Annotated in this window: 23 protein-coding genes; 3 read left to right on the top strand and 20 right to left on the bottom strand. The window is 74.1% G+C overall.

Annotation, left to right across the window (positions count from 1 at the left end):
* The 4 genes from KZX45_RS09135 to rimP all read right to left on the bottom strand — a co-directional run.
* On the bottom strand, positions 1-379 hold a 379-nt coding region (locus KZX45_RS09135), incomplete at its 3' end, for a translation initiation factor IF-2 N-terminal domain-containing protein (protein ID WP_248257409.1).
* Positions 380-450: 71 nt separating this feature from the next.
* Positions 451-816: a YlxR family protein gene (locus tag KZX45_RS09130; protein ID WP_248257408.1), complete on the bottom strand. Its 366-nt coding sequence runs from the start codon at positions 814-816 to the stop codon at positions 451-453.
* Positions 817-845: 29 nt separating this feature from the next.
* Complete coding sequence (gene nusA, locus KZX45_RS09125) at positions 846-1,880, bottom strand: transcription termination factor NusA (protein ID WP_248257407.1); 1,035 nt, start codon at positions 1,878-1,880, stop codon at positions 846-848.
* A gap of 10 nt (positions 1,881-1,890) precedes the next feature.
* A complete protein-coding gene (gene rimP / locus KZX45_RS09120; protein WP_248257406.1) occupies positions 1,891-2,376 on the bottom strand; it encodes a ribosome maturation factor RimP in 486 nt (161 codons plus the stop codon).
* A gap of 99 nt (positions 2,377-2,475) precedes the next feature.
* On the opposite strand from rimP, the gene KZX45_RS09115 reads away from it, so the two are divergent.
* On the top strand, positions 2,476-3,462 hold the full coding sequence (locus KZX45_RS09115) for a hypothetical protein (protein ID WP_248257405.1): 987 nt from the start codon (positions 2,476-2,478) through the stop codon (positions 3,460-3,462).
* Positions 3,463-3,480: 18 nt separating this feature from the next.
* Here the strand turns inward: KZX45_RS09115 and KZX45_RS09110 are convergent, their stop codons facing one another.
* Positions 3,481-5,289, bottom strand: a complete 1,809-nt coding sequence (locus KZX45_RS09110; protein WP_248257404.1) for a proline--tRNA ligase — start codon at positions 5,287-5,289, stop codon at positions 3,481-3,483.
* Between the two features lie 157 nt (positions 5,290-5,446).
* Here KZX45_RS09110 and KZX45_RS09105 point away from each other — a divergent pair, with 157 nt between their 5' ends.
* Positions 5,447-6,313 carry an Fpg/Nei family DNA glycosylase gene (locus KZX45_RS09105; RefSeq protein ID WP_248257403.1) on the top strand — a complete coding sequence of 289 codons (867 nt, stop codon included), beginning with the start codon at positions 5,447-5,449 and terminating at the stop codon, positions 6,311-6,313.
* 46 nt (positions 6,314-6,359) lie between these two features.
* Here the strand turns inward: KZX45_RS09105 and KZX45_RS09100 are convergent, their stop codons facing one another.
* The 14 genes from KZX45_RS09100 to rpsB form a co-directional block, all read right to left on the bottom strand.
* On the bottom strand, positions 6,360-7,022 hold the full coding sequence (locus KZX45_RS09100; RefSeq protein WP_248257402.1) for a DUF6226 family protein: 663 nt from the start codon (positions 7,020-7,022) through the stop codon (positions 6,360-6,362).
* A gap of 130 nt (positions 7,023-7,152) precedes the next feature.
* Positions 7,153-7,530, bottom strand: a complete 378-nt coding sequence (locus KZX45_RS09095; RefSeq protein WP_248257401.1) for a GntR family transcriptional regulator — start codon at positions 7,528-7,530, stop codon at positions 7,153-7,155.
* A gap of 2 nt (positions 7,531-7,532) precedes the next feature.
* Complete coding sequence (locus KZX45_RS09090; RefSeq protein ID WP_248257400.1) at positions 7,533-8,465, bottom strand: hypothetical protein; 933 nt, start codon at positions 8,463-8,465, stop codon at positions 7,533-7,535.
* Positions 8,466-8,620: 155 nt separating this feature from the next.
* Positions 8,621-9,487, bottom strand: a complete 867-nt coding sequence (locus KZX45_RS09085) for a DUF4081 domain-containing GNAT family N-acetyltransferase (RefSeq protein WP_248257399.1) — start codon at positions 9,485-9,487, stop codon at positions 8,621-8,623.
* 14 nt (positions 9,488-9,501) lie between these two features.
* A complete protein-coding gene (gene ispG / locus KZX45_RS09080) occupies positions 9,502-10,653 on the bottom strand; it encodes a flavodoxin-dependent (E)-4-hydroxy-3-methylbut-2-enyl-diphosphate synthase (RefSeq protein ID WP_248257422.1) in 1,152 nt (383 codons plus the stop codon).
* A gap of 136 nt (positions 10,654-10,789) precedes the next feature.
* On the bottom strand, positions 10,790-12,103 hold the full coding sequence (locus KZX45_RS09075) for a site-2 protease family protein (RefSeq protein WP_248257398.1): 1,314 nt from the start codon (positions 12,101-12,103) through the stop codon (positions 10,790-10,792).
* 141 nt (positions 12,104-12,244) lie between these two features.
* Complete coding sequence (gene dxr / locus KZX45_RS09070) at positions 12,245-13,492, bottom strand: 1-deoxy-D-xylulose-5-phosphate reductoisomerase (protein ID WP_374112577.1); 1,248 nt, start codon at positions 13,490-13,492, stop codon at positions 12,245-12,247.
* Positions 13,489-14,049, bottom strand: a complete 561-nt coding sequence (locus KZX45_RS09065) for a DivIVA domain-containing protein (protein WP_248257396.1) — start codon at positions 14,047-14,049, stop codon at positions 13,489-13,491. The genes dxr and KZX45_RS09065 overlap by 4 nt, the downstream gene beginning before the upstream one ends.
* Positions 14,046-15,257 carry a 23S rRNA (adenine(2503)-C(2))-methyltransferase RlmN gene (gene rlmN, locus KZX45_RS09060; protein ID WP_248257395.1) on the bottom strand — a complete coding sequence of 404 codons (1,212 nt, stop codon included), beginning with the start codon at positions 15,255-15,257 and terminating at the stop codon, positions 14,046-14,048. The genes KZX45_RS09065 and rlmN overlap by 4 nt, the downstream gene beginning before the upstream one ends.
* Positions 15,258-15,290: 33 nt before the next feature.
* Positions 15,291-16,223: a phosphatidate cytidylyltransferase gene (locus KZX45_RS09055; RefSeq protein ID WP_248257394.1), complete on the bottom strand. Its 933-nt coding sequence runs from the start codon at positions 16,221-16,223 to the stop codon at positions 15,291-15,293.
* Positions 16,224-16,236: 13 nt separating this feature from the next.
* The gene (gene frr / locus KZX45_RS09050) at positions 16,237-16,794 is read right to left on the bottom strand and encodes a ribosome recycling factor (protein ID WP_248257393.1); all 558 of its coding nucleotides are present in this window, start codon (positions 16,792-16,794) and stop codon (positions 16,237-16,239) included.
* A gap of 4 nt (positions 16,795-16,798) precedes the next feature.
* Entirely contained in the window at positions 16,799-17,545 is a 747-nt protein-coding gene (pyrH, locus tag KZX45_RS09045) for a UMP kinase (RefSeq protein WP_248257392.1), read from the bottom strand.
* Between the two features lie 117 nt (positions 17,546-17,662).
* A complete protein-coding gene (tsf, locus tag KZX45_RS09040) occupies positions 17,663-18,502 on the bottom strand; it encodes a translation elongation factor Ts (protein WP_248257391.1) in 840 nt (279 codons plus the stop codon).
* Positions 18,503-18,533: 31 nt separating this feature from the next.
* Positions 18,534-19,535 (bottom strand): 30S ribosomal protein S2, encoded by a 1,002-nt coding sequence (gene rpsB / locus KZX45_RS09035; RefSeq protein WP_248257390.1) that lies wholly within the window; start codon positions 19,533-19,535, stop codon positions 18,534-18,536.
* A 506-nt stretch (positions 19,536-20,041) separates the two neighbouring features.
* Between rpsB and KZX45_RS09030 the strand changes: the two genes are divergently transcribed.
* A complete protein-coding gene (locus KZX45_RS09030; RefSeq protein WP_248257389.1) occupies positions 20,042-20,785 on the top strand; it encodes a M23 family metallopeptidase in 744 nt (247 codons plus the stop codon).
* Positions 20,786-20,797: 12 nt separating this feature from the next.
* Here KZX45_RS09030 and KZX45_RS09025 read toward each other — a convergent pair whose 3' ends face one another.
* A complete protein-coding gene (locus KZX45_RS09025) occupies positions 20,798-21,700 on the bottom strand; it encodes a tyrosine recombinase XerC (RefSeq protein WP_248257388.1) in 903 nt (300 codons plus the stop codon).
* Positions 21,701-21,708: the final 8 nt, after the last annotated feature.

Below are 21,708 nucleotides of genomic sequence, written 5' to 3'. Positions count from 1 at the left end.
GGGCCTGCGGCGCACGGGCTGCCGGTGCCGCGGCGGCGGGGGTCGCCGTCGGGGCGGGGGCCGGCGGCCGGGCGGGCGTGGGTGCGGGACCAGGCGCCGGGGTCGGAGCCTGGGGGGCCGGGGCGGCGGTCTCCGCCGTCGGGGCCGGTGCCGCCTTGGGGGCGGGCCTCGTGGGGGCGGGGGCGCTCCCGGACTTCTTCGGGCTGTTGCCCTCCGCCTGTGCGGCGGGGAATGCCTCGCGCAGCCGACGGATGACGGGAGCTTCGATCGTCGACGACGCCGACTTCACGAACTCTCCCTGCTCGCGCAACTTCGCGAGAACCGTCTTGCTGTCGACGCCGAGCTCCTTGGCAAGCTCGTGGACGCGGACCTTTGCCACAACTCTCCTGTCTCGGTCCGTCCCGGGACAGGGAGGACCGTCTTTAGTGCTGGCAGCTCATCGCTGGGTACTCATCGGGTGCCCATCGGCTTCCAACCCGCTTTCTCGGTCGATGACTCGTGATCGCCGGGCGCATCGGGCGTCCGGCGACTGATGTGCTGGTCGAACCACGCCGCCACCGCGTCGGTGCCGACCGGTCCCGCTGCTCGCAGGGCCCGGCCGATCGCTCGGCGCCGCAGGGCGAGGTCCAGGCACTCCCGGCTCGGGTGGAGCCAGGCGCCCCGCCCGGGAGCGCTCCGTTCCGGGTCGACGGCCACGCGGGGCGTGACGTCGGCCAGGACCAGGCGGACCAGGGCGGACCTCGGGGCCCGGCCCCGGCACCCGACGCAGGTCCGCACCGGCCCGTCGGGCCTGGGTGTCTCGCTGCGTCTACTCATGGATTCCGGGCACGTGCCCACCGGACACTCTACCCCTGCGGGCCGCCGGCGTGCTTCCCCGGCTCGACGGCGGCGTCTGTGACGTCGGACGCGCCGGTGTCCTCGGTGTCCGAGTGGATGTCGATCCGCCAGCCGGTCAGCCGGGCGGCGAGCCGGGCGTTCTGCCCCTCCTTGCCGATGGCGAGGGAGAGCTGGTAGTCCGGGACGACGACGCGCGCGGCACGGGCGGCCTCGTCCACGATCTCCACGCTGGAGACCTTCGACGGCGAGAGCGCGCTGGCCACGAAGGCGGCCGGGTCGTCGGAGTAGTCGACGATGTCGATCTTCTCCCCCGCGAGCTCGGCCATCACGGCGCGGACCCGCTGGCCCATCGGGCCGATGCACGCGCCCTTGGCGTTGAGGCCCGGCACGGTGGCCCGCACGGCCATCTTGGTGCGGTGCCCGGCCTCGCGGGCCAGGGCCACGATCTCCACGCTGCCGTCGGCGACCTCGGGGACCTCGAGGGCGAAGAGCTTCTTCACGAGGTTGGGGTGGGTGCGCGAGAGCGTGACGGAGGGGCCCTTCGAGCCGCGGGAGACGTCGATGACGTAGGCCCGCAGCCGGTCGCCGTGGACGTAGCTCTCCGTGGGGACCTGCTCGTGCTGGGGCAGCACCGCCTCGAGGTCGCCGATGTCGACGAGCACCACGCGCGGGTCACGGCCCTGCTGGACGATGCCGGAGACGAGCTCCCCCGCCTTGTCGCGGTAGTTGCCCATGACCTGGTCGTCCTCGGCGTCCCGCAGCCGCTGGACGATGACGGAGCGGGCGGTGGCGGTGGCGATGCGGCCGAAGCCCGACGGCGTGTCGTCGAACTCGCCGATCTCGTTGCCCTCCTCGTCCACCTCGGTGGCCAGCACCGTGACGCGGCCGGTGCGCTTGTCGAGCTCGACCCGGGCCTTGGCCACCGCGCCGGGGGTGCGGTGGTACGCCAGGAGCAGGGCCTCCTCGATCGCGCGCACGAGGACGTCCAGGCTGATGCCGCGTTCGCTCTCGATCAGGCGGAGGGCGGTCATGTCGATGTCCATGGTCTGCTCCTCAGGCCTGGTCGGGACGGTTGAGCTCGAGCTCGACGCGGGCGTCGGCGACCTCGGCGTAGGGAAGCTCCTGGCGACGGCCGTCGACGTCGAGCACTGCGGCGACGTCGTCCGCCTCGCGCAGCCGGCCGGTCAGCTCGCGCCCGTCCGTGGTCCGGGCCCGCACCAGGCGCCCGACGGCGCGGCGGTAGTGCCGCGGCTCGCGGAGCGGACGGTCGGCGCCCGGGGTGGAGACCTCCAGGGTGTAGGCCCCCTCGACCAGGTCGACGTCGTCGAGCAGGGCGGAGATCTGCCGGGAGACCTCGCTGAGCCGGTCGGAGTCCACCCCGCCCGGGCCGTCGGCGAGGTCGACCACGACGCGCACGATCTTCCGGCGGCCCGCCGCGGCGACGGTGACGTCCTCGAGGTAGAGACCGGCGGCGTCGACGACCGGTCCGAGCGCACCTCGCAGGCGGTCGGTCAGGTCGGTGGGACGGGCGGGGCTCATCGTGGGTGTCGCTCCTGGTCGGACGGTCTGGACAGAGGTCGACTCTACTCAACCGTGCGGCGCACCCGCGCGCCGCGGGGCGTGGGAGGATCGGCCCCGATGCCCTCCCACACCGCCGCCGCCGGCCCGGTCCCGCCCCGCCGTCACCGCCCGCCGCGACGCCGCGCCGCGGTCGCCGTGACCACCGCGCTGGCGGCCCTCTCGCTGGCCGGCTGCGGCCTCCGGCTCGAGACCCCGCCCCCGGTGGCGCCGAGCCCGGACGTCGCCGAGGAGCTCCGCCAGGACGCCGTGGCCGAGGCCGCCACCATCGCCGGCACCGTGTCCGAGGTCACGGCCGAGGGGGCGACTGCGGACCTGCTGACCCGGGTCGGGGCGGAGGCCGAGGCGCACCTGGACGCGCTCGGCGGGGTGTGGGTGGCCTGGCCGGAGGGGGCGCCCGAGGGCGCCGTCGCGCCGGAGCCCGCGCCCACCGCCGCCGTGCCCGACCCCGACGCCGCCGACGTCCTGGAGCTGCTGACGACCGGCGCCGCCGACGCCCGCGAGGGGGCGGTGGCCGCGCCCACCGACGACCTGGCCGCCGTGCTGGCCGCCGTGTCGCTCTCGCGCGCGCACGCGGCGGCGCAGGTCGCGGCGGCCACGGGGGCCGCCGCGCCGGAGCCCGCGGCCGCGCCGCTGACCCGGGAGGCGCTGCTGGTGCGCGGCGTCGACGGACCGACGCTGCGGGTGCTGGACCAGGCCCGGTTCGCGTACGAGACCGTGGCCGCCCGCTCCGACGGAGCGGCGCGCGAGTCGGCCGTCGCGCGCGCGGCGCACCTGCAGTCGCTGGTGGACGCGGCCGTGGAGGAGGGCGCGCCGGACGAGCGTCTGGGCGTCTACGACCTGCCCGGCGCCGACGCGGAGGCGGGCCTGACCGCGGAGCAGGCCGCCGTCGTCGACGCCGAGCACCGGCTGCTCGAGCACTGGGTCTTCAGCCTCGGGCTGGTCAGCCCGGACGGCCGCGGCGCCCTCGTGGACGCCGCGGCGGACAGCGCCCGCCGCCTGGTGGGCGCCGGCGGCACGCTGCCCGCGCTGCCCGGCCTGGGCTGAGCGGGGCGGGGCGGGGCGTCAGCCCGCGAGCGCCTCGTCGACGAGCTCGCGCACCCGCGCGACAGCGAGCTCGGGGGCGATCTCCTCGCGCTCGCCGCCGGCGCGGCGCCGGATCTCGACCACGCCGTCGGCGAGCCCGCGGCCCACGACGAGGCTGAGCGGGACGCCGATCAGCTCGGAGTCGGCGAACTTCACCCCCGCGGAGACCTTGGGCCGGTCGTCGTAGAGCACCTCCACGCCGACCGCCTCGAGCTCGCGGGCCAGGCGCGCGGCGGTGTCGAAGATCTCCTGCCCCTTGCCGGTGGCGAGCACGTGCACGTGGGCGGGCGCCACCTGCATGGGCCAGACGAGACCGTTCTCGTCGTTGTTGCCCTCGGCGAGCGCGGCCAGCGCCCGCGTGACGCCGATGCCGTAGGAGCCCATCGTCACCACGACGGCCTTGCCGTTCTGGTCGAGCACCTTCAGGTCGAGGGCCTCGGCGTACTTGCGGCCGAGGGCGAAGATGTGGCCGATCTCGATGCCGCGGGCGAGCTCGAGCGGGCCGGAGCCGTCGGGCGCGGGGTCGCCGGCGCGGACCTCGGCGGCCTCGATGGTGCCGTCGGCGGTGAAGTCGCGCCCGGCCACGAGCCCGAAGACGTGCTTGCCCGCCTCGTCGGCGCCGGTGATCCAGGCGGTCCCGGGAACCACCCGCGGGTCGAGCAGGTACCTGATGGCGCCCGAGACGGGGCGGCCGTCGCCGTCGTGCTCGCGGGGCGCTCCGTTGGGCCCGAGGACGGCGGGACCCAGGTAACCCTTGACGATCTCCGGGCGGGACCTGAGATCCTCGTCGGTCGCGGCCTCGACCTCGGCCGGCTCGACGGCGGCCTGGAGCCGCTTGAGGTCCACCTCGCGGTCCCCGGGCAGGCCGACGGCGACGAGCTCGCGGCTGCCGTCCGGGTGGCGCAGGGCCAGGACGACGTTCTTGAGGGTGTCCGCGGCCGTCCAGGGCCCCTCGGCCCGCGGGTGCAGCCGGTTCGCGGCGTCGACGAGGGTGTCGATGGTCGGCGAGTCCGGGGTGTCGAGCACCTCGGCGGCCGGCAGCCCGTCGAACGGGAGGGGGTCGGGCACGGGGGTGGTGACCGCCTCGACGTTGGCCGCGTACCCGCCCGGCGAGCGCACGAACGTGTCCTCCCCGATCGCCGTCGGGTGGAGGAACTCCTCGCTGCGGGAGCCGCCCATGGCCCCGCTCATCGCCCGCACGATGACGTACTCGAGCCCGAGCCGGTCGAAGATGCGCTGGTACGCCTCACGCTGGAGGTTGTAGGAGCGCTCGAGCCCGGCGTCGTCGACGTCGAAGGAGTAGGCGTCCTTCATGATGAACTCGCGGCCGCGGATCAGCCCCGCCCGGGGCCGGGCCTCGTCGCGGTACTTCGTCTGGATCTGGTACAGCGCGAGCGGCAGGTCCTTGTAGGAGCTGTAGAGGTCCTTGACGAGGAGGGTGAACATCTCCTCGTGCGTCGGCGCGAGGAGGTAGTCGGCGCCCTTGCGGTCCTGCAGGCGGAAGATGTTCGGCCCGTACTCGACCCAGCGGCCGCTGGCCTCGTAGGGCTCCTTGGGCAGCAGCGCGGGGAAGTGGACCTCCTGGCCGCCGATGGCGTCCATCTCCTCGCGCACGATCTGCTCGACCTTGGCCAGCACCCTCAGGCCCAGCGGCAGCCAGGAGTAGATCCCGGGGGCCGCGCGGCGGATGTAGCCCGCCCGCACCAGGAGGCGGTGGCTCGCGACCTCGGCGTCGGCCGGGTCCTCCCGCAGGGTCCGCACGAAAAGGGACGACATCTTCATCAGCACGCGGGCCAGCCTACCGAGGCGGGCACGCCCGCCAGGACGACCGCCCGCCGCCCGGACGCAGGCGGGGCCGGGCGCGCGATGGGCCGGCGCGGGATGGGCCCGGGCGCGTGGGTCGGTTCCGGCCGCGGCCCGGCGCCGCCGGGGGCAGGATGGGGCCATGCCCGAGATGCCGGAGGTGGAGGGGCTGGCCCGGTTCCTGCGCGAGCGCGCGGTCGGCCGCACCCTGGACGCCGTCGAGGTGGGCGCGATCAGCGCGCTGAAGACGTTCGCCCCCGCGCCCGCCGAGCTGGTGGGACGGCAGGTCTTCGACGTTGCCCGCCACGGCAAGTGGATTGACGTCGTCACCACCGGCGACGGCGAGCCGCTCCACCTGGTCTTCCACCTCGCCCGGGCCGGCTGGCTGCGCTGGTACGACGAGGTGCCCCGCACCGCCGTCCGGCCGGGCCGCTCGCCGATCGCGCTGCGGGTGCGGCTGGACGACAGCGCCGGTTTCGACCTCACCGAGGCGGGCACGCGCAAGCGCCTGGCCGTCCACGTGGTGCCGCGTCCGGAGGCCGTGGAGGCGATCGCGACCCTGGGGGTCGAGCCGGCGGAGCTTACCTTGGACCGGCTGCGCGAGCTGCTGGCGGCCCGCAACCAGCAGGTCAAGGGCCTGCTGCGGGACCAGTCGGTCATCGCGGGGATCGGCAACGCGTACTCCGACGAGATCCTCCACGCCGCCCGCATCAGCCCCTTCGCCCTCACCAGGTCGTTCGACGAGGAGACCGTCGCCCGGCTGCACCGGGCGATCGAGGAGGTGCTCCGCTCCGCCGTCGAGCAGGCGTCGGGCAAGCCCGCGGCGGAGCTGAAGGACAGCAAGCGGCGGAGCATGCGGGTGCATGGCCGGACCGGTCAGCCGTGCCCGGTGTGCGGGGACACGGTCCGGGAGGTCTCGTTCGCCGACTCCTCGCTGCAGTACTGCCCCGCGTGCCAGACCGAGGGCAAGATCCTCGCCGACCGGCGGATGTCCAAGCTGCTGCGCTGAGGCGGCGGCGGCGGAGAGAGAGGGGTGGGCCGGCAGTGTGCCGGCGCTACGAGAGGTGCGACGCGCGCACGGGCCATGGTTGCCACCCGTTCGGCAGTGACCGCAGACGGCGGCGTCCCCCGGTCAGCCGCGACCGGTCGAGTGCGGCGGACACCCGGGAACTGCTGGTGCCCGACCGTGAACCGTCCGGTGCGCGGAGCGCCGTGTCGATCCACGGGCTCAGCCGTCCACGCACCGCCTCGCGGTACCCACCAGCAGCAACGGCGAAGACTTGGTACTCCATCTCTTCGGCCTGCGACCCCGCGGTCTCGTCGCAGGCGTCGCATCCGCAGTTCGGATAGGGGAAGTCGTGCAGGACCCCCGCGTGGATGACGACACCGGGATAAGAGGTCCAGACGAAGGTCATGGGCGCGGCGTCTGGATCAGTCGGGGTGAGCCGCACCGCCCGGACGACGTCCTCTCGGGGGTGCAACAGGTCGGCGGCGCAGGACAGGTCGTCATCCGTCCCAACGTCATACGTGCCGAGGAGGTGCGTGACGAGAGCGTCCGCGACCTCGTGGAGGGGCGCGAACCGCTCAGGGTGGGAGTCGACGCTGTACTTGTCCTCAGGTGGAGACTCGCCGCCCCATCGGTCGCCGTAGGTGAACGCGCGGCCGTGCGCATCGTGGAAGACCGGCTCCGCCCACACCGGACGGGCATAGGTCGACATGACGTGAGAGTAGCGATGTACGTCGGCCCCTGGGGGTGGCCCTGGAGCGACAGCACCCGCCCCTGGCCCCTGCGCCCGAGAAGTTCAGCTCGACACCTGCCGTAGCCACTCCCCTGTGGCCGCCGCGCGCTCAGGTCCGGACGTCGCCCGGGTGGTCGGTCCAGACGGCGCGAAGCACGCGAACGGCGTCCTCGACGTCGAGACCTTCGGCGATGCCGGCGGCCGCCAGCGTCCTGGCGTGCTCGAGGACGTTCTGGGTCGTGGCGCCCGCAGTGTGGCTCACGCGCGTCCCGGAGCCGATCCGACTCTCCAGGAGACCGTCGGCCTCCAGCGCCCGGAACGCCTTGGCGATCGTCCCGGGCGCGACGCCGAGGTCGTGCGCGAGCTGGCGCACCGAGGGCAGGCGCTCACCGGCCGCGAGGCGCCCGGTGGCGATGAGTCCGTGGATCTGGTCGCGGACCTGGTCGGCAGGCGAGGTCCCGTCCGTCAGGGTCAGCAGGAGCGGCACGGTCAGCGCACCCGGTCGTCCGTGGCCGGCACCGCTTGCACCGGTGGGTTCGACACCGTGGTGAGGGCGGCGAGCAGGACGAGGAACCAACAGGCCCAGCCGACGGCGCCGGCCAGCTGGGAAGCGACGAGCAGGGGTCCCTCCAGGCCGGCGAACCTGCCGTAGGCGACCATCCAGCCGTCGGTCGTCGACGTCCCGCCCTCCATCGACGCGGTGCCTGACAGCGAGGCCAGAACGCGCGACAGGTGCAGCAGCACCGCACCGGTGGCCAGCGTGAGCACGTGCCGGGCCCGCCAGCGTCGGGTCGCGGTGTCCGCGGCGACGTCGGCGGCCAACGGCGGACGCGCGATCACGGCCAGCGCGCCGACCACCAGCACCAGCAGGGCGGCGAGGAGCGCCAGGGCCGGCACGGAGTAGTACCAGCCGTAGATCTCCGTCCCCATGCTCATCACCCCGACATCCACCCAGTACTCCCGCCACCGCCCGTCGACGTCGCGCCGTGACGCCGTCCCGGCGGCCAACGTCAGGGCCAGGACCACCGCGACGACGGCCCCCAGGGCGCCGAGTCCGCCGCGTGGGGCGAACGTCAGCAGCGTCCTGCGGGCCAGCACCACCGACGCCCCGTCGTGCCGCCGCGCCGCCCGCGGCAGCAGGGCGACAGTCACCGCGAGCATCCCCGCCACCAGCGGCACGACGAATCGCGCCGGCACCAAGACGTCGGTGAAGAAGTCCGGGAGGCCGAAGAACGGCCCGATACTCGCCCCCACGGTCGCGACCATCATCAGGATCCCCAGGGACGCCCCGGCGATCATCGACGCGCGTGCCGCCCGGCGGACCGCCGGTCGACGGCGCCAGGTGCGCAGTGCCACGACGAGCACCGCCCCGATCAGCCCGAGCAGCATGTCGCGGAAGACCAGCATGACAACCGCGCCCATGCGGCACCTCCAGGTGAGCCACGACAGTGACACACTTTGTATCAGTGCGGCGCTACAGTCGCAAGCGCCTTCGATGGGTCTGGTCGGCCGCGCACCTCCTGCTCCCGGCCCCGACCATCACGACGACTGCTCCGATACCGCCGCCGTCACCCGGGCTAGAAGAGGACCGTGGCGTAGGTGCCGACCCGGCGGAAGCCCACCCGGTCGTAGGTGGCCAGCGCCGCGGCGTTGTAGCTGTTGACGTAGAGCGAGACGGTGGGAGCCAGCCTGGCGCGGACGTCGGCCACGACGGCCGCCATCCCCGCCGTCGCGAGACCTCGGCCGCGGTGCTCCGGGTGGACCCACACGCCCTGGACCTGGGCCACGCCCAGCGCCAGCGCGCCGACGTCCGCCTTGAAGATCACCTCGGGCCCGTCCTCGGCGTCCTCGGTGCGCACGTAGGTCCGGCCGCCGGCGACCAGCTCGGCGACGCGCGCGGCGTAGGCGCCGCCGACGGCGGTCGGGTCGTAGCCAACCTCCTCGGTGAACATGGCGACGCTCGCGGGGACCACGTGGGCGACCTCGTCCAGGCTCGCGAGTCGCACCTGCGGGTCGGGGTCGACGGCGGGGTCGGCGTCGATGACCAGCGAGGGCTGGTCGGGGCGCACCTCGCGAGGCGGGGACCAGACCGGGGCGAGGCGCTCCCACAGCGGGAGGACCTCCTCCGCCGGCCCGACGATGGAGGAGCACCGCCGTCTGCGGCGGCGCAGGTGCTCGACGACCTCGTCGAGCAGGGCACCGCGGCGCAGCTGGACCGGCACGAGGTTGGCGCCTGCCCAGCAGAGCGCCTCGGGGGTCTCGGGGTCGTGGTCGAAGACGCCGAGCATCTCCGTGCCCGGCGGTCCCGGCTCCCCCAGCCGCTCCGCCTGGACCGCGGCCAGCACCGAACCCACCGGGTCACGGCGGCACAGGTCCAGCGCCGCCTCCCGGTCACGCCCGTCCAGCGCCCGGACGGCGCCCGGGTGCCGGCGCCACAGCGCCACGCGCGACCCTGCCGTCAGCCGACGGTGACGACCGGCGCGCCGCCGGGCGTGGGGCCGTCGACCGGCTCGCCCATCTCGGCGGCGATGCGGTTGGCCTCGGCGATCAGCGTCTCCACGATCTGGTCCTCGGGCACGGTCTTGATGACCTCGCCCTTGACGAAGATCTGGCCCTTGCCGTTGCCGGAGGCGACGCCGAGGTCGGCCTCGCGGGCCTCGCCCGGGCCGTTGACGACGCAACCCATGACGGCGACGCGCAGCGGCACGCTCATGCCCTCCAGGCCCGCGGTGACGGAGTCGGCGAGCTCGTAGACGTCCACCTGCGCGCGCCCGCAGGACGGGCAGGAGACGATCTCGAGCTTGCGGGGCCGCAGGTTCAGCGACTCCAGGATCTGGTTGCCGACCTTGACCTCCTCCACAGGCGGGGCGGAGAGCGAGACGCGGATGGTGTCGCCGATCCCCTGGCTCAGGAGCGCGCCGAACGCCGTGGCCGACTTGATGGTGCCCTGGAACGCCGGGCCCGCCTCGGTGACGCCGAGGTGGAGCGGCCAGTCGCCCTGCTCGGAGAGCAGCTCGTAGGCCCGCACCATGACCACCGGGTCGTTGTGCTTGACGGAGATCTTGAAGTCGTGGAAGTCGTGCTCCTCGAACAGGGACGCCTCCCACACGGCCGACTCGACGAGCGCCTCCGGGGTGGCCTTGCCGTACTTCTGGAGCAGCCGTCGGTCGAGCGAGCCGGCGTTGACGCCGATGCGCAGGGAGACGCCGGCGTCCTTGGCGGCCCGGGAGATCTCCTTGACCTGGTCGTCGAACTTGCGGATGTTGCCCGGGTTGACGCGCACGGCGCCGCACCCGGCCTCGATCGCGGCGAAGACATACTTCGGCTGGAAGTGGATGTCCGCGATCACCGGGATCTGCGACTTCTTCGCGATGATCGGCAGCGCCTCGGCGTCCTTGTCCGTCGGGCAGGCCACGCGCACGATGTCGCAGCCCGAGGCGGTCAGCTCGGCGATCTGCTGGAGCGTGGCGTTGATGTCGTGGGTCTTGGTGGTAGTCATCGACTGCACCGACACGGGCGCGTCGCCACCGACCTCGACCGAGCCCACCCGGATCTTCCGCGTCTTCCGGCGCGGGGACAGCACGGGCGGCGCTTCCTTGACGGTCGGCATACCGAGGGAGATGGGGGTGCTCACCGGGCAAGTATCGCATCCGACCCGTCCAGGCCCCACCCCGGGGCGGCGTGAGCGTCGCCATGCCCGCGGGACCGCCGCCGCGAGGCCGCCGCCGCGAGGCCGCCGCCGCGCGCTAACCGGTGAGGCTGATCGGGCGCACGATGTCGGCGTACGCGAGCAGCACGCTCATCCCGAGCATGAGGGCGACGACGACGTAGGTCGCCGGCAGCAGCCGGGCCGTGTCCACCGGGCCCGGGTCGGGGGCGTGGCGCCAGCGGGCCACCTGCCGGCGGGCGCCCTCCCACAGGGCCCCGGCGATGTGGCCGCCGTCGAGCGGGAGGAGCGGGACGAGGTTGAAGACGAACAGGGCCATGTTGAGCGAGACGAGGAGGGAGAGCATGTCGGCGCTGCGCTCCGCGACGCCGTACCCCTCGCCGTCGAGGGAGGCGATCTCCCCGGCGAAGCGGCCCACACCGATGAGCCCGACCACGCTCGGGTCGCGCTCCTCGGTGCCGAACGCGGCCTGGGCCACGTCGACGAGGCGCTGCGGCAGCGTGAGGACCACCTCGACCGTCCCGGTGAAGGTGCTCCACACCAGGCCGGGCACCGCCGTCACCGGCTGGCGGACCAGCTCGAAGGTGGGGCCGATGCCCACGTAGGGGCGCATCTCGGTGACCTCGTCGCCGTCGGCGTCCACGGCCACGGTGCCGTCCTCCGCAAGGACGGGGCGCTCGGCGAGCACGGGCGTGACGGACACGGTGGCGGGTGCCCCGTCCCGGAGCACCTCGACCGCGGCGGGTCCGGTGCCGTTGGCGGCGATCGCGGCGGTGACGTCCGCCCAGCCGTCCACGGGGGTGCCGGCCCACGCCACGATCTCGTCGCCGGGCCGCAGGCCCGCCTGCGCGCCCGGTGCGGCGGGGTCTTCGGCGGCGCACTCGGTGGCGTCCGGGTCCGAGGGCAGGCACTGCTGGACGGTGCCGAGCGTGGCCGTGTACTGGCCCATGCCCAGGCCCGTGACGACCGCACCGAGCAGGACCGCGGAGATCAGCAGGTTCATGGTGGGGCCGCCGAGCATGACCACGAGCTTCTTCGGGACGCTGAGCCGGTAGAACGCCCGGTGCTCCTCCCCCGGCTCGATCTCCTCCAGGGCCGCGGACCGCGCCTCCTCGATCATGGTGGGCCGTCCGTCGCGGCGGGTGCGCGCGGCGCCCGCGCGGGCCGGCGGGTACATGCCGACCATCCGGACGTAGCCGCCGAGCGGCAGGGCCTTGAAGCCGTACTCGGTCCCGTTCACGGTCCGCGACCACAGGGTCCTGCCGAAGCCGACCATGTACTGCGGCACCTTGACGCCGAACTTCTTGGCCGGGACGAGGTGCCCGATCTCGTGCAGGGCGATCGACAGGATCAGGCCGACGGCGACGATGAGGACGCCGATGACGAAGTCCACGGTCGGTCCGTCCTCCTTCCGCCCGGTCGGGGCTGTTGTCGGTGCGCGCCCGGCGCGGCGCAGGGGCGGCGTCCGGCAGGACCCGCCCGCTCAATCATGCCCCGCGCACGGACAACGCGGGGCCGGCCGCGGTGGTTCCCGTCAGGCACGCGCGGCGACCAGCTCGTCGGCGCGGGACCGCGCCCAGGTCTCCACGGCGAGCACGTCCTCCAGGGAGGGCTCGGCGCTGCCGTCGTGCTCGGCGAGGACCTCGGCGACGACGTCGACGATCCCGAGGTACGGCAGCCGGGAGGCGAGGAACGCCGCCACGCACTGCTCGTTCGCCGCGTTGAGCACGGCCGGGTGCGTCGCCGAGGCGGCCGCCGCCGAGCGGGCGAGCGCCACCGCGGGGAAGACCTCCTCGTCGAGCGGCTCGAACGTCCACGCCGTCGGGGCGTCCCACCGGCAGGGGGCCGCGAGGCCGCCCGCTCGCCCGGGCCAGGTCAGCCCGAGGGCGATGGGCAGCCGCATGTCGGGCGGGCTCGCCTGGGCGAGGGTCGAGCCGTCGACGAACTCCACCATCGAGTGGACGACGGACTGCGGGTGCACCACCACTGTCACGTCCTCGGCGGGCACGTCGAAGAGCAGGTGCGCCTCGATGAGCTCCAGCCCCTTGTTGACGAGGGTGGAGGAGTTGACCGTGACGACCGGGCCCATGGCCCAGGTGGGGTGGGCGAGCGCCTGCTCGGGCGTGACGGCGGACAGCTCGGCCCGTGTGCGGCCACGGAACGGGCCGCCGGAGGCGGTCAGGACGAGCCGGCGGACCTCGCTGGCCCCGGTGACGACCTCGCTGGTCATGCCCTTCTCGTGGCGACCGCCGCGCAGCGCCTGCGCGATGGCGGAGTGCTCGGAGTCGACCGGGACGACCTGCCCGGGCCGGGTCTGCGCCGCCCGCACGAGCGCCCCGCCGACCACGAGGGACTCCTTGTTGGCCAGGGCCAGCGTGGCCCCGGAGCGCAGGGCGGCGAGGGTGGGCTCGAGCCCCACGGACCCGGTGATCCCGTTCAGGACGACGGCGCGGCCCGGCCCGCCGGAGAGGGACCCGGCGACCTCGGCGGCCGCACCCGGCCCCGCGAGGACCTCGGGGACGCTCCGGGTGCCCGTGCGCCGCGCCCCGTCGGCGAGCAGGTCGCGCAGGCGCCCGGCCTGGCCGTCGTCGGCGATCGCGACCACGGGGACGTCGAACGCGAGGGCCTGCTCGGCGAGCAGCTCCAGGTTGGCCCCGCCGGCGGACAGGGCCCGCACCCGGAAGGCACCCGGCCCGGCCGCGGTGACGACCTCGAGGGCCTGGGTGCCGATGGAGCCGGTGGAGCCGAGCAGGACGACGTCGGTGGGGGCGGCCACGCTCACTCGACCGCGACGAGGACCTCGACGGCGCGGTCGAGGTAGGCGTCCACGGTGCCCTCGTGGTAGGCGCGGGAGGCGCGGGCGCTGGGGAAGGTGGTCGACCGCAGCTCGCCGGAGGTCAGCTCGCCGCCGTCGTCGAAGTAGGCCACGAGTCGCTCGAGCAGGGCGTCGACGGCGTCCCGGTCGTAGCCGCGGCCGCGCTCCGGCGCCCGGAACCGCTCCCCCGCCGGGCGCAGCAGCCGCGGGTAGAGGGTCGTCGCCTGGTCGGCGATGCGGTCCATCCAGGCGGCCTCACCGTGCTCGGCGACGAACCGGGTGCGGCGGCGCTGGACGAACGCCGCCTCGAGACGGTCCAGGGCGGCGTCGACGGCCGAGGTGGCGTAGCCGTCGCGCACCAGGTCGAACGCGGCCGTCCGGACGTCGTTCTCGTCGAGGCTGTCGGTCGGCGTGCCGTTCTCACCGCTCTCGTACGCGGCGCGGGCCCGGGTGAAGAACTCCTCCACCTGCTCGCGGTCGTACCCCGTGCGCCAGCGCCCCGCCGGCGGGAACATCGTCGTCATCCCTGCTCCTGCTCCTCCATAGCCGTCGTCGTCTCGCGTGGCTGGTCCAGCACCTCCGCGGCGAGCTGACCGCACGCGCCGTCGATGTCGCTGCCGCGAGTATCCCGCACCGTCGTCGGGATCCCGGCACGTCGCAGCGTGTCGACGAACTCCGCCTCGACCGCCCGTTCGCTCGCCGTCCAGACCGAGCCCGGGGTGGGGTTCAGCGGGATGGGGTTGACGTGCACCCACCCGCGCCCGCGCCGGTTCAGCTCGTCGGCGAGGAGCTGGGCGCGCCAGGCGTGGTCGTTCATGTCCTTGATCAGGGCGTACTCGATGCTGACCCGCCGGCCGGTGGCCTCGAAGTAGCGGCGTGCGGCGTCGAGGAGCTCGCCGACCTTCCAGCGCGAGTTGATCGGGATGAGCTCGTCGCGCAGCCCGTCGTCGGGGGCGTGGAGGGAGACGGCGAGGGTGACCGGGATGCCCTCCTTGGCCAGCTTGTCGATGGCCGGCACGAGCCCGACGGTGGAGACCGTGATGTGGCGGGCGGAGAGCCCGAGGCCGGCGGGCGTCGGGTCGACCATCCGGCGCACGGCGCCGATCACGGCCTTGTAGTTGGCCATGGGCTCGCCCATGCCCATGAAGACGACGTTGCGCAGGTGCGTCGGGCCTCCGGCGAGGTCGCCGTCGCGGGACGCCATGGCGGCCAGCCGGACCTGCTCGACGATCTCCGCCGTGGAGAGGTTGCGGGTCAGGCCCTGCTGCCCGGTGGCGCAGAAGGGGCAGGCCATGCCGCAGCCGGCCTGGGAGGAGACGCACAGCGTGGTCCGGTCGGCGTAGCGCATGAGGACGGACTCGACCATGGCGCCGTCGAAGAGGCGCCACAGCGACTTCACGGTCGCCCCCTGGTCCGCGGTGAGGTCGCGGACGTTGGTGACCAGCTCGGGCACGAGGGTCTCGGCGATCTGCTCGCGCGCTCCGGCGGGCAGGTCCGTCATCTCGGCCGGGTCGCGGGTCAGGTGGTCGAAGTAGTGCCGGGAGACCTGGTCGGCCCGGAAGGCGGGCAGCCCCAGCTCGACGGCGGCGGCGGCGCGTTCCGCCGTCGTCAGGTCCGCGAGGTGGCGCGGCGGCTTGCCGCGCCGGCGCGCGGTGAAGGTGAGGGTGGGACGGTCCCCGGGGCCCTCGTGGGCGGGGCGGACCTGCGGCTGGGCGGGGGGCTGCTGCGTCATGACGTCGACAATCCTCTCATCCGGCGCCCATCCTCAGAGCACCGCGCGCAGGACCAGGTAGGACACCGGGGCGCAGACGAGGAGGGAGTCGAGGCGGTCCATGATCCCGCCGTGGCCGGGCAGCAGCGAGCCCATGTCCTTCAGCCCGAGGTCGCGCTTGAGCAGGGACTCCGCCAGGTCGCCGGTGGTGGCGGCCGCGACGGCGACGGTCCCGAGCAGCAGCCCGCCCCACCAGGGTCCGCCGAGCACCGGGGTGATCATCACCACCGCGACGGCGGTGGCGAGCAGCCACGACCCGGCCAGGCCCTCCCAGGACTTCTTCGGACTGATCGACGGCGCCATCGGGGTCCTGCCGAACAGCACCCCGGCGATGTAGCCGCCGGTGTCGTTGGCGATGGTCACCAGCAGGAAGGCGACCACGAGCAACGGGCCGTCGGGCTCGCGCAGGAGCAGGACCGCGAACCCCGCCAGGTACGGGACGTAGGCGGCCGCGAAGATGCCGGCCGAGGCGTCGCGCACGGCGTCCATGCCCCCGCCGTCGAGCACCCGCCAGACGAAGACCCCGCCCGCGGTGAGCGTGAAGGCCATCAGCATCGCCTCCGGCCCCGCCACCCAGGCGGAGACGAGGATGCCGACCGCCCCCACCCACAGCGGGAGCACCGGGATGCGGATGTGGCGCTGGCCCACCGCCGCCGCGAGCTCCCACAGGGCCCCGCAGACGGCGAGGACCACCAGGACCACGAACGCCTCGCGGCGCACGAACAGGCTCAGGGCGACGACCGTCAGCAGGCCCAGCCCCACCCCGATGGCGGCCGGGAGGTTCCGGCCGGCGCGGCCGGTCGGCGGCAGCGGGCGGGGGCGGGGCGGGGCCGGCTCGACGAGCGCCGTACGGGCACGGCGCCGCGCCTCGCGCAGCCGGCGCACCGCGCTCGCGAGCGGTTCTGAGGACTCGTCCGGTCGGTTCATCGCGGCAGGTGGCTCAGACCTCGAGGAGCTCGCGCTCCTTGCCCTCGAGCACGTGGTCGACGACCTCGACGTGCTTCTTGGTCAGAGCCTCGAGCTCCTTCTCGGCGCGGTCGACCTCGTCCTCGCCCGCCTCGCCGTCCTTCTTGATCCGGTCGAGCTCCTCCTTGGCCTTGCGGCGGATCGCGCGGATGGAGATGCGCGCGTCCTCGCCCTTGGTCTTGGCGAGCTTGACGTAGTCGCGGCGGCGCTCCTCCGTCAGGGCCGGCAGCACCACGCGGATGACGTTGCCGTCGTCGCTGGGGTTCACGCCGAGGTCGGACTCGCGCAGCGCCTTGATGATCGCGCTCGAGGCGGAGCGGTCGTACGGGGAGATGAGGACCGTGCGGGCCTCGGGGATCGTCAGGGACCCGAGCTGCTGCAGCGGCGTCGGGGCACCGTAGTAGTCCACCTGGATGCTGTTGAACATGCCGGCGTTGGCCCGGCCGCTGCGGATGTGGCTGAGCTCCTCGCGGGCCACCTCCACAGCCTTGTCCATCTTCTCCTCGGCCTCGAGCAGGGCGTCGTCGATCACGGCGTCACTCCTTGGTGTTGTGGGGGTTGGCGGTCACGAGCGTTCCGATCTTCTCACCACGCAGGGCGCGGGTGACGTTGCCGGGCTCGCCCATGCCGAAGACGCGCATCGTCAGGTCGTTCTCCATGCAGAGGCTGAAGGCGGCGGCGTCGACCACCCGCAGGCCCTGCCGGATGGCGTCGTCGTAGGTCAGGTGGTCCAGCCTGGTGGCGGACGGGTCGGTGCGCGGGTCCGCGGTGTAGACGCCGTCGACCCCGTTCTTGCCGACGAGGACCTCGTCGCAGTGGGTCTCCAGCGCCCGCTGGGCGGCGACCGTGTCGGTCGAGAAGAAGGGCATCCCGGCGCCAGCGCCGAAGACGACGACGCGCCCCTTCTCCATGTGCCGGATGGCGCGCAGGGGGATGTACGGCTCGGCCACCTGCCCCATCGTGATGGCCGTCTGCACGCGCGTGCGCACGCCGGCCTGCTCGAGGAAGTCCTGCAGGGCGAGGGCGTTCATGACGGTGCCCAGCATGCCCATGTAGTCCGCGCGCGAGCGGTCGATCCCGCTCTGGGAGAGCTCGGCGCCGCGGAAGAAGTTCCCGCCGCCGACGACGACGGCGACCTGGACGCCGTCGGCCACGGCGGCCGCGATCTGACGCGCGACGTCCGCCACGACTACGGGGTCGAGGCCGACGCTGCCCCCGCCGAACACCTCGCCGGAGAGCTTCAGGAGCACCCGTCGCTGGTGCGTGGTCGCGTCATCGGTCATGTGTCAGCCTCCTGCGGGTGACGGTACTGGCGGTGGTGCGCGCGCCGCTCGCCGGACGCGCCCGGGTTGCACGGTGGCCCCGGTCCGATTCACGGACCGGGGCCACCGGGTGGTGCGTCAGCTGCCGACGCGGAAGCGGACGAAGCCGGTGAGCGTGCCCCCGACCTCCTCGACGACCTTGCCGACCGTCTTCTTCGGGTCCTTGGCGAACGCCTGGTCGAGCAGCACGTTCTCCTTGAAGTACCCGTTCATGCGGCCCTCGACGATCTTCGTCAGCGCGGCCTCGGGCTTGCCCTCGTTGCGGGCGGTCTCCTCGGCGATGCGACGCTCGCTCTCGACGACGTCGGCCGGGACCTCGTCGCGGCTGAGGTACGTCGGGGAGTACGCCGCGATGTGCATCGCGACGTCGCGGGCGACGGCGGAGCCCGCCTCGTCCGAGGCGACCAGGACACCCACCGACGGCGGGAGGTCCTTGGCGGTGCGGTGCAGGTACAGCGCGACCTTGTCGCCGCTGACGCGGGCGACGCGGCGCACGACGATCTTCTCGCCGATGGTGGCGGCGATGCCGTCCACCTTGTCCGCGACCGTGGCGCCGTCGAGCTGCGCGGCCAGCAGCGAGTCGACGTCGGCGGCGCCGGAGGACACCGCCGCCTCGAGGACGCTGTTCGCGAAGTCGATGAAGGTCTGGTTCTTGGCGACGAAGTCCGTCTCCGAGTTGACCTCGACGATGACGCCGGTCTCGCCGGCGCCGTCGGTGACGACCTCGGCGGCGACCAGGCCCTCGGCCACGGTGCGGCCCTCGCGCTTGGCCACGCCCTTCAGACCCTTGACGCGGATGATCTCCAGCGCCTTCTCCTGGTCGCCGTCGGCCTCGTCGAGGGCCTTCTTGACGTCGAGCATGCCCGCGCCGGTCTTCTCGCGCAGAACCTTGATGTCAGCGGCGGTGTAGTTCGCCATGGACGATCCTCTCCAGATCAGCGGTGGTGTGTCAGGCCTGCTCGGACTCGGCGGCCTGGGCGTCCTGCGCGGCGGCGGAGTTGTCCGCCACCTGCGTGGTGTCCGGGCCGGCCGCGTCGGTCACCGGGGCGCTCTCCTCGGCCGCCTCGGCCGCCTCGACGACCTGCTCGGCGTCGTGCGTCGCGCCGGCGGTCTGCTCCGCGGCCTCGACGGCCGCGTCCGGGGCGTCGGCGGCGACGACGGAGGCCTGGGTGCTCTGCTCCGCCTCGTGCGACTCGAGCAGCTCGCGCTCCCACTCGGCCAGCGGCTCCTCGGCGGCGCCGGCCTCGGCGGTGCCCCCGCCGTGGCGGGTGACGAGGCCCTCGGCCGCGGCGTCGGCGATCACGCGCGTCAGCAGGGAGACGGCGCGGATGGCGTCGTCGTTGCCCGGGATGCGGTAGTCGACCTCGTCGGGGTCGCAGTTGGTGTCGAGGATGGCGACGACCGGGATGTTGAGCTTGCGGGCCTCGGCGACGGCCAGGTGCTCCTTCTTGGTGTCGACGATCCACACGGCAGAAGGGATCTTGGCCATGTCGCGGATACCGCCGAGCGTGCGCTCGAGCTTCTCCTTCTCGCGGCGCTGCATGAGCAGCTCCTTCTTGGTGAAGGAGGAGGAGGCGACGTCGTCGAAGTCGACCTGCTCGAGCTCCTTGAGGCGCTGCAGGCGCTTGTGCACGGTGCCGAAGTTGGTCAGCATGCCGCCCAGCCAGCGCTGGTTGACGTAGGGCATGCCCACGCGCTGCGCCTGCTCGGCGATGGCCTCCTGGGCCTGCTTCTTCGTGCCGACGAAGAGGATGTTGCCGCCGTGGGCGACGGTCTCCTTGACGAACTCGTAGGCGCGGTCGATGTCCTTCAGCGACTGCTGGAGGTCGATGATGTAGATGCCGTTGCGCTCGGTGAAGATGAAGCGCTTCATCTTCGGGTTCCAACGGCGGGTCTGGTGCCCGAAGTGCACGCCGCTCTCGAGGAGCTGGCGCATGGTGACGACGGCCATGCCACGTCCTTTCCTGGTGCCGGCCGCGAGGGGCCCGCACACGAAGTGGGCCCGGTCCGTCGGCTTCCGCCGGCGCCGTGGCCCGTTTTCCGGTTGTCGCCCGCGGCCGGGTGGTCGCGGAGCCCTGGTGCCCGCGACGAGTGAGCGACCCGCGAACGGGACCGCTGCTCCTCTCGCCTCGTCGACCGAGGCTCGCCTGGCGGCGGGCTGGTGCGACGACGTGCGGGCACGCGATGTCAACCGACAGGTGCCGGTTGCGGGGTCCATGCTAGCCGATGACCGGCCGGTTTCCGCACGTCCGTCCCTGCGGCGGCGGTCACGCCGCTCCCGTCCACAGGCCCGGCTCGCGGCCAGACGGTCCACAGGCGCGCTCCGGTGCCGCACGCCGAGGGCGGCCGTGGCGGAAGCCTGCCGCCATGGCTGCCGCACCGGACCGAGACACCCTTCCGACGACGCACCGCCCGCTCCCGGCGACGCCCTCGCGCCGCCGGAGGTCCCGGCGACGCGTGCTCCTGCTCCCCCTTCTCGCAGCGCTCGGCCTGGCGACGGCGGCGGCCGCCTCGGCGCAGCCGCCCGCCGGGGTGGTCCGGCCCAGCGTCGACGCCGGCGCGCCCGCCGGGGCGACCGCGACCTCCGGCGCAGGTCCGGGCGAGGCGGCTCCCGCCGCGGTCGGACCGGACGCGGTGGCCGCGGCCACCGCGGGCCCCGCCCTCGCGAGCCCTGCCACCGCGGGCCCTGCTACCGCGAGGCCGGCGCGCGAGAGGTCCGCCCCGGCGGGCAGGCCGGCGCCCCGCCCGGCACGCTCCCCCGGCGCCACGTCCTACGTGTGGCCCACCGGCGGACCGACCGACGTGCTCCGCCCCTTCGACGAACCGTCCGCGCCCTGGGCACCCGGGCACCGCGGCGTCGACCTCGAGTCCGAGGTCGGGTCTGCGGTGGGGGCGGCCGCGGACGGCGTGGTGGTCTTCGCAGGCACCGTGGTGGACCGGCCCGTGGTCTCGATCGAGCACCCGGACGGGATCCGCACGACGTACGAGCCGGTACGCCCGTTAGTTCGGGCGGGCCAGCAAGTCGCGGCCGGGGAGACCATCGGCCACCTCGACGGCCTGCACTGCCTCGTCCTCCCGCCGGGCGCGTGCCTGCACCTGGGCGCCCGCACCGGCCCCGAGACCTACGTGGACCCGTTGCGGCTGCTCGGGGCGGACGTCGTCATCCGGCTGCTCCCGGACCCGGGGGAAGCCGACGGATGACGCCGCGGTGGTTCAGGCGCGCGGGTGCGCCTGGGTGTAGGCGGCGCGCAGCCGCTCCGGGGTCACGTGGGTGTAGCGCTGCGTCGTCGCGAGCGAGCTGTGCCCCAGCACCTCCTGGACGGTGCGCAGGTCCGAGCCGCCGGCGAGCAGGTGCGTGGCCGCGCTGTGCCGCAGGCCGTGGGGGGCGAGGTCGTGCACGCCGGCCGCCGCGGTGAGCCGGTGCAGCACGCCGCGCACCGTGCGCGGGTCGAGGCGCGCGCCCCGCGCACCGAGGAAGAGGGCCTTGCCGCTGGCCCGCCCGGTGAGACGGGGCCGTCCGCGGTCCAGCCAGGCGGCGACGGCGCGCCCCGCGGGAACACCGAAGGGCACCACACGCTCCTTGTCGCCCTTGCCGGTCACCCGCACGGTGCGCTCGGCGAGGTCGACGTCCGTGACGTCGGTACCGACGAGCTCGCTGACCCGTACCCCGGTGGCGTAGAGCAGCTCGAGGGCGGCCCAGTCCCGCAGCCGCACCGGGTCGTCGTCGCCGGCCAGCTCCTCGGCCGTACGCAGCAGCCCCGCGGCGTCCTCGACACCCAGGATCGCCGGCAGGTGCCGGTCCGGCCGCGGGCTGCGCAGCCGGGCCCCGACGTCGGAGCGCAGATGACCGGCCCGGGTGGCCCAGGTGCAGAACGTCCGGACCGCCGCGACCCGGCGGGCGAGCGTCGCGCGGGACATGCCGCGCCGCTGCTGCCCGACGAGCCACGACCGCAGGGCGGTGAGGTCCAGGTCGGCCAGGTCGGTCCCTCGCTCGTGGAGGTGCTCGAGGAGGGAGGTGACGTCGCCGAGGTAGGCGCGGACGGTGTGTGCGCTGAGGTTGCGCTGCAGGCTCAGGTGTCTGCCGAACCCCTCGAGCACCGTCCCCGTCGCCTCCACGAGCCCAA

Source organism: Georgenia sp. EYE_87 (genome assembly GCF_023148685.1).
GTDB lineage: Bacteria > Actinomycetota > Actinomycetes > Actinomycetales > Actinomycetaceae > Georgenia.
Note: the sequence above shows the minus strand (reverse complement) of the source record. Positions and strands in the feature narration are given on the sequence as shown.